Origin of the sequence: Microcystis sp. M53598_WE2 (assembly GCF_030067735.1) — a bacterium.
Classification (GTDB): Bacteria; Cyanobacteriota; Cyanobacteriia; order Cyanobacteriales; family Microcystaceae; genus Microcystis; species Microcystis aeruginosa.
In genome coordinates, this window is the sequence record NZ_JASJFE010000861.1 from 1 (window position 1) to 5,755 (window position 5,755).

Here is a 5,755-nt window from a genome sequence, read left to right on the forward strand (position 1 = left end):
AGCGTAACATGAGCCGGCGTTGGGTTTCATGCTTCAACCCAACCTACGTTCTAATTTTAGTGAGTATCTTGTCGAAAAATCTAGCGGGGGCATTCATCCGACATTTTAGGTAAAAAAATTAATTCAGCCGGTGTTACCGCTCCTTTTTCGGTAATGATAGCGGTAATTAAAGCGGCGGGAGTAACATCGAAAGCGGGGTTATAAAAGTTAACATCTCTAGGGCAAAGGGTTGTCGTCCCCACCTGATAAATTTCGGCACGATCGCGCTGTTCGATCGGTATCCCCGTACCATCCTTAAGGGAAAAATCCACCGTCGATAGCGGCGCGGCCACATAAAAAGGCAGATTATGAGCTTTTGCCAGCACCGCAAGGGAATAGGTGCCGATTTTGTTGGCCGTGTCCCCATTGGCCGCAATGCGATCGGCCCCAACAATCACCGCATCGATCAGTTTTTGCTGCATACAGTGGGCTGCCATGCTATCGGTGATCACGGTGACGGGAATTCCCTCCCGCAGACATTCCCAGGCGGTTAATTTTGCCCCTTGCAGCCGCGGCCGGGTTTCGTCTGCATACACTTGTATTAATCTCCCCGCCGTCCAAGCGGAACGAATTACCCCTAAAGCAGTACCATAACTGGCCGTGGCTAGGGAACCAGTATTACAGTGGGTTAAAATTGTCAGTTTTTCTGGTTGCTCCGGCAGCGCCAATAAACCATGGTGACCGATCGCCCGACAGGTTTCCACGTCTTCTTTTTGGATATTTTGGGCAGTTTCAAGGAGATTTTTGGTAATTACTGCCACTTCTGGGCCACTTTCCCTGGCCACTTTTAACATTCGCTCGATCGCCCAGAATAAATTCACCGCCGTCGGCCGGGTTTGGGCTAATCGATCGGCTATTCTAGTTAAATCAGCCAGAAATTGCTCTTTCTGGTCGGTGGTAATTTCCTGCGCTCCTAAAACCATACCGTATGCAGCCGCCACCCCGATCGCCGGAGCGCCGCGGACAATCATCGTTTCGATCGCCCGGGCCATGGCTTCACTGCTGGTGATCTCAACTTCCCCATACTCCATGGGTAAACGGGTTTGATCGATCAGCCAGACTTTATTATCTTGCCAACGCACGGGATAGATCGAGTTACTCTCGCAAGTGGTTGTGGTCATAAACATTTTTAGATTGAGAATTAGCTAAATTTACCACTATAGCAGCGGCCTTTCTCCACGGCTGATCAGCAGTAAAAACTATTTTGTGTTTTTTTGTAAAAAGTAATTTTAAATACAGAAACTTTTTTTAGAATGTATAGATAAGTGACTAGGAAAAATTTAAGAATACTTTCTCACCTAGCCCGACCTTTTATACTAACCGATTAAGAGGATAATTACCGTGAAAACAGCGAAATATCCCGAAAAAATTGCCGCTCTCTGGACAACATTCCTCTTGGGAACTCTATTTCACACCCAACTGGGTTTAATGCCGCTCTTCCATGGTCAATCGATCGTCGAGAGTCATCAAACCAGCAATCTCGATCCGATTTTCTGGGGAATGTTGCTCTTTTTTTTGCTGCCAATGTTAGCGATTATCGGGGTCAATTTTAGCGAAAGTCGCTCCTTGAGAAAGGCCCATTTCTGGCTGACAATTCTCTATTCTGTCTTGAATTTAGCCCATCTGATCGCCGATCTTCTGGTCAGACCGATCGCCTGGTATCAAATCGCTCTCATGGCAATTTTATTGATCATCGGACTGATTTTAAATCTAGTTTCCTATCAATGGCTGCGGTTAGCGATCGCCAATCCCCGCCATCTCTCGGAAAGTCATTAGCAGTGCCAAGATCAAGGGGTAGCCAGTTGACTAACTGATTCAGACAAGAGGATGCCTTTTGATCTCAAGTTGGTGCTTATTAAGGCAAAAGCAAGCTTAAACCGTAGCTAAAGCGATTTTTTTTTGAAAATATAGCTTAAAAAATCCAATTAATCCCTATTATTCCCTAGATCAGTCCGTAAATTGCCCCTATTTCCTGGCCGCCGCTGCGACCACATCTCACCAAATATGGAGCTTTTTAGCTATGATGGTTCAGAAGCAAGCCAATAAAGGGAACTTTCGGGGCTTGTTATTCATCAAAAAACTCCTGATCGCAGGAGTCAAATAGACTATATAGTTCAGATTAACGGCAAATATTGGTTAATAGTAATAACGAGGTAATTATTTTGATGAAATCTCTCATTCGTTGGACAGCAACTCTTGGTTTAGTAGGAACGACAATGTTGACTTCGCTGCTGGGCAGCTATTCTAAAGCACTCGCTTTACCGGAAGAACAAATCGTCAAAACCTTGCAGTTTGTACCTGTCTTCGCTATTGCTGATGATCAAGGAGTCCCCTTAATTGCCGTGGGAGAAAAAGAACAGAAATTCACGGGAGTTTTTATCAGTCGGCAGGACGCACAAAACTTTTTTGAACGACTGAAAAAAGAGAATCCTGAAGTGGCCAGCAAAGTTAAAGTTCAGCCTGTTTCTTTGGCACAGGTCTATAAAATGCAAACCAGTCAAACCGATCAAAATCGTCTAATTATCGATTTTGTTCCCAAAGAGTCGGAAGTAGAATCAGCGAAAAAACTGCTCAGTGAAAGAGGTCAACAATATCAAGGTGGTGTACCTTTATTTGTGCCGAAAGCAGGAAAAGAGAGTAATTTTCTGGTGATCAGTCGCAATAATCAGGATTTGATTCCTTTCTTCTTTGAAAAGGCCGCCGCTTTGCAAATGGTAGAACAATATAAAAAAGCTAATCCCGCAGAAGCGGCCACGGTGAAAATTGATGTTATTCCCTTAGAAAATGTCATCGCCACCCTACAACAAAGCAACGATGAAGCTTTAACTAAAATTCTCCTCTATCCTAGCCAAGAAACGATTGATTTTATTCGGGCAAATAGCAACCAAAAGGCTCCCAACCAACCCCCGGCAAATCAGCCACGCCCTAATAATAATACCAATAATCCCCCCGCCCCCAATCGTTAAGTCTTGTGTCTGCTAGTATTTCCGGTCAAGAATTAAGTCAATGGCGACAACAGGCGATCGCCGATTTAGAGCAAGCGCAACTATCTCCGAAAGAAGTGGATATCTTTCTGCAAGCAGTGACAGATTTAGATACTCTTTCCCTGCGCTTACAATCCTTTCGCGAACGAGAAAAAATCCCCTTGAGTTATTCTTGGTCGGAAATTACTAAACGCTGGCAAAAACGCCTGCAAGCAAGGGTTCCCTTACAGTATTTGCTCGAATCGGTGGTCTGGCGTAATTTTACCCTCAAAGTCTCCCCAGAAGTCTTAATTCCTCGTCCCGAAACCGAGTTATTAATCGATATTGTTGGAGAAACCGTCAGAGGAGACGACGGGGGAATCTGGGTAGATCTGGGAACCGGTAGCGGTGCGATCGCTATTGGTTTAGCCAGTATCTTGACAAAAGCAGAGATATATGCTATTGATTACAGTCAAACGGCTTTAGCGATCGCCAAAGAAAATATCATCAATACCGGTTTTGCCGACAGAATTATCTTAAAACAGGGTTCTTGGTGGACACCCCTAGAGAAGTGGAAAGGACAGATTAGCGGTATGCTGTCCAATCCTCCCTATATTCCCAGTGCAGAAATCCTTGACTTACAAATTGAAGTGCGGGAACATGAACCCCGTTTGGCCCTCGATGGAGGTGAAGACGGATTGACCGCGCTGCGCTATCTAGTGGCCACTGCTCCCGATTATCTGCGATCGGGAGGCCTTTGGCTAGTGGAAATGAGAGCCGGTCAAGGGGAAAAAGTAGCGCAAATGCTGGAAAATCAGGGCAATTATCGACAAATTCAGATTATTAACGACCTAGCAGGTTTCGATCGCTTTGTTTTGGCCGAGCGAATTTAGCGCAATGCAGCCGCTTCGCAGTCCCGCAGCCAGAGACGCACCGCTTGGCCGATGGTGCCTTGGCTGGTTTCTAGGGGAGGTAAGGGGACTTGAGCGGGTTCAAGGGCAGCTAATTGACTGTAAACCGTCACTAATCGCCATCCTTCCCCAGTTTTAGTTAAAAATAACCAGTGATAATTCTGGAGAGTGACAGAGCGATTTTTGCCATACTGACGCTCTAAAGTCGTAAAAAAAACCTGTTGAGTGTCATCGGCAATTTGACCAGAATATTGACTGGCAGTTAAAGGTAGGGGTGTAAATTCGGGACGACCGGCAATAATCACAAAAACCGGTGTAGATAATTCTTGATCGATTTGGGAGCGGGTAATAACTCGATTAGCATAACTGGGTAAATCTGACAAGAGGCGATCGACTAAAAGATTTAAATCCTCCGGACAGCTAGAAAGAGGACGACTAACTGCTGGCAAGTTAATCCCGAAAATAACCAGTAATACAGCTAAATATCGGCTAATTCTTGACAAATTTTTGCCCATGCTACCTTTGGCTCCTCGGCACCGGTGATCGGTCGTCCAATTACTAGATAATCAGCCCCAGCTTTAAGCGCTTGGGCCGGAGTCATCACCCGACTTTGATCCCCTTTACTTGACCAGGAGGGACGAACTCCGGGACAAACTAAGAGAAAATCCTCTCCACAGACGCGACGCAATTGCGCCACTTCTTGGGGAGAACAAACCGCCCCATCAATTCCCGATTCTTTGCCCAATAATGCCAGATTTAAGGCATATTCCGATAGTTCTAGGGGAATTTTGAGGTCGAGGGCTAATTCGCGGGCGTTAAGGCTGGTTAAAACGGTGATAGCGAGAAGTTTTGGCGGCGATAGCAGGTCAGATACTGCCGCCTTAGCTGCCGTCAGTGCTTGCCGTCCGGCCGTAGCGTGGAGGGTGAGTAAATCCACTTGATAGCGACTAGCTGAACGACAGGCCCCGGCGATTGTATTGGGAATATCATGAAATTTTAGATCGAGAAAGCTCTTTTTTTGTCTTTCTTGCAGAATCCCTAGAATTTCTGCACCGCTACTGACAAATAATTCTAGTCCCACTTTCCAAAAATTGACTTCCGGCAACAGATCAAGCAGTGCGATCGCTGATTCTAAATCCGGCACATCGAGAGGAACAATAATTCGGTCTGAGTTGGTCATATTGGGGCGATAAAGTGGGGAAGTGGGGAAGTGGGGTGATGGGGGAGTGGGGGAGTGGGGAAGTGGGGACGGAGTTTCAAGGCAGTACAGCTTAAATCAGAGAAAAATCCAATCGGCAAAAGTGGCAGCCTGTCCGCAGTAAATGCCATCACGATCGATGATATTCCAAACGATCGCTTTTTCGATGCGAAATAGTTGACCATTTTTCGTGATCCTTACCCCGTGATAATCGTTGATATAGCCCTGTTTTTTGACTAAATCTAGCATTTTTTGGCGTTCTTTGGCGATTTCCTCCCCCTCTACCGTCGCTCGCGAAGGAGTTGTTAATAATTCTGGCCAAGTTAAACCCCAGAGATCGAGGGCACCGCGATTACCATAATTGAAGATCGGATTAGTTTGTGTACCGTGGGAAACCAGCACAAAAGGGGCATAAAAGAGCATTTTACTCTGTTCTTTGCCAGTACCGATCCGGGGTAAAAGCGATCGCCCGATTAATCGTTCATAATTATCCAGCAGCAATTCCGTCCAAGCTATAATAGCTAAATCTTGCCAAATTTCCATAAAATTATCTTGAAAAACCGGTTTAAGTAGGGTCTGCTGAATAAATCTAAAAACCTTGTTGGATAAGACTTTTGGACTTTTTTCCCCTCAAAAAGTGCCAG

The 5,755-nt window shown here is 45.5% G+C and carries 7 protein-coding genes; 3 read left to right on the forward strand and 4 right to left on the reverse strand.

The window, feature by feature from the left end; genetic code table 11:
• Positions 1 to 80: 80 nt before the first annotated feature.
• A complete protein-coding gene (gene mtnA, locus PX636_RS17395) occupies positions 81 to 1,160 on the reverse strand; it encodes an S-methyl-5-thioribose-1-phosphate isomerase (RefSeq protein WP_288118061.1) in 1,080 nt (359 codons plus the stop codon).
• 220 nt (positions 1,161 to 1,380) lie between these two features.
• On the opposite strand from mtnA, the gene PX636_RS17400 reads away from it, so the two are divergent.
• The 3 genes from PX636_RS17400 (at position 1,381) to prmC (ending at position 3,895) form a co-directional block, all read left to right on the forward strand.
• On the forward strand, positions 1,381 to 1,815 hold the full coding sequence (locus PX636_RS17400; protein WP_002797040.1) for a hypothetical protein: 435 nt from the start codon (positions 1,381 to 1,383) through the stop codon (positions 1,813 to 1,815).
• 389 nt (positions 1,816 to 2,204) lie between these two features.
• Positions 2,205 to 3,005 (forward strand): Tic22 family protein, encoded by an 801-nt coding sequence (locus PX636_RS17405; RefSeq protein ID WP_288118062.1) that lies wholly within the window; start codon positions 2,205 to 2,207, stop codon positions 3,003 to 3,005.
• A gap of 5 nt (positions 3,006 to 3,010) precedes the next feature.
• The gene (prmC, locus tag PX636_RS17410; protein WP_002763810.1) at positions 3,011 to 3,895 is read left to right on the forward strand and encodes a peptide chain release factor N(5)-glutamine methyltransferase; all 885 of its coding nucleotides are present in this window, start codon (positions 3,011 to 3,013) and stop codon (positions 3,893 to 3,895) included.
• On the opposite strand, the gene PX636_RS17415 is transcribed toward prmC, so the two are convergent.
• From PX636_RS17415 to PX636_RS17425, 3 genes are all read right to left on the reverse strand, one after another.
• Positions 3,892 to 4,428, reverse strand: a complete 537-nt coding sequence (locus PX636_RS17415) for a hypothetical protein (RefSeq protein WP_288118064.1) — start codon at positions 4,426 to 4,428, stop codon at positions 3,892 to 3,894. The genes prmC and PX636_RS17415 overlap by 4 nt on opposite strands.
• Positions 4,392 to 5,093 (reverse strand): orotidine-5'-phosphate decarboxylase, encoded by a 702-nt coding sequence (gene pyrF / locus PX636_RS17420; RefSeq protein ID WP_288118066.1) that lies wholly within the window; start codon positions 5,091 to 5,093, stop codon positions 4,392 to 4,394. The genes PX636_RS17415 and pyrF overlap by 37 nt, the downstream gene beginning before the upstream one ends.
• A 96-nt stretch (positions 5,094 to 5,189) precedes the next feature.
• Positions 5,190 to 5,654: an MEKHLA domain-containing protein gene (locus tag PX636_RS17425; protein WP_287972255.1), complete on the reverse strand. Its 465-nt coding sequence runs from the start codon at positions 5,652 to 5,654 to the stop codon at positions 5,190 to 5,192.
• Positions 5,655 to 5,755 lie beyond the last annotated feature (101 nt).

Bases quoted from the DNA above. Each gene is read 5' to 3' on its own strand.
- mtnA (WP_288118061.1), bottom strand. From the start codon at position 1,160: ATGACCACAACCACTTGCGAGAGTAACTCGATCTATCCCGTGCGTTGG.
- PX636_RS17405 (WP_288118062.1), top strand. From the start codon at position 2,205: ATGAAATCTCTCATTCGTTGGACAGCAACTCTTGGTTTAGTAGGAACG.
- PX636_RS17415 (WP_288118064.1), bottom strand. From the start codon at position 4,428: ATGGGCAAAAATTTGTCAAGAATTAGCCGATATTTAGCTGTATTACTG.
- pyrF (WP_288118066.1), bottom strand. From the start codon at position 5,093: ATGACCAACTCAGACCGAATTATTGTTCCTCTCGATGTGCCGGATTTA.
- PX636_RS17425 (WP_287972255.1), bottom strand. From the start codon at position 5,654: ATGGAAATTTGGCAAGATTTAGCTATTATAGCTTGGACGGAATTGCTG.